The 1,074-nt window shown below is 68.9% G+C and carries 2 protein-coding genes; both read left to right on the top strand.

The genetic code is table 11. From position 1 onward, the window contains the following. Window positions 1-318 (top strand): ABC transporter permease (locus tag ACGFQC_RS35780; RefSeq protein ID WP_393289103.1); only part of this gene is annotated, 318 nt, incomplete at its 5' end. Between the two features lie 5 nt (window positions 319-323). After that, window positions 324-1,074, top strand: a 751-nt coding sequence (locus ACGFQC_RS35775) for an ATP-binding cassette domain-containing protein (RefSeq protein WP_363093111.1), incomplete at its 3' end; no start/stop codon positions are given.

Below are 1,074 nucleotides of genomic sequence, written 5' to 3'. Positions count from 1 at the left end.
CTGTTCATGCTGGTCGGTCTCGGCGCCTGGTTCGTCGGCATGCACCAGCTGTTCACCTTCAACACGGTGCAGTCCGGCGAGGGGGTCGGCCAGGAGCTGATCTACATCGCCGCGGCCGTCATCGGCGGCTGTCTGCTCACCGGCGGCTACGGTTCGGCGATCGGCCCGGTCTTCGGCGCCTTCATGTTCGGCATGGTCCAGCAGGGCATCGTCTACGCCGGCTGGAACCCCGACTGGTTCAAGGCCTTCCTCGGCGTCATGCTCCTGGGCGCCGTCCTGATCAATCTGTGGGTCCAGCGCACGGCCACCCGGAGGTGACCCCCATGACGAACGACAAGACCGGTACCCACGGTGCCGTCCTCGCGGACACCCCCCCGGCCGACGCCGACCGCCCCCTGGTCGAACTGCGCAACGCGGGCAAGTCGTACGGAAACATCCGTGCCCTGCACGGCGTGACCCTCACCGTCCGCCCCGGCGAGGTCACCTGCGTGCTCGGCGACAACGGCGCCGGCAAGTCCACCCTCATCAAGATCATCTCGGGTCTGCACCAGCACACCGAGGGCGAGTTCCTCGTCGACGGCGAACCGGTGCGCTTCACCAGCCCGCGCGAGGCCCTCGACCGCGGCATCGCCACCGTCTACCAGGACCTCGCCACCGTCCCCCTGATGCCGGTGTGGCGCAACTTCTTCCTCGGCTCCGAGATCACCAAGGGCCCCTGGCCCGTGCGGCGCCTCGACATCGAGACGATGAAGAAGACCGCCGACGAGGAACTGCGCAACATGGGCATCGTCCTCGACGACCTCGAACAGCCCATCGGCACCCTCTCCGGCGGCCAGCGCCAGTGCGTGGCCATCGCCCGCGCCGTCCACTTCGGCGCCCGCGTCCTCATCCTCGACGAGCCCACCGCCGCCCTCGGCGTCAAGCAGTCCGGCGTCGTCCTGAAGTACATCGCCGCCGCCCGCGACCGCGGCCTCGGCGTCATCTTCATCACCCACAACCCCCACCACGCCTACATGGTCGGCGACCACTTCAGCGTCCTGCGCCTGGGCACCCTCGAACTCTCCGCCTCCCGCA

Source organism: Streptomyces sp. NPDC048734 (assembly GCF_043198675.1).
Classification (GTDB): domain Bacteria; phylum Actinomycetota; class Actinomycetes; order Streptomycetales; family Streptomycetaceae; genus Streptomyces.
This window is presented reverse-complemented; position numbering and strand designations above follow the sequence as displayed.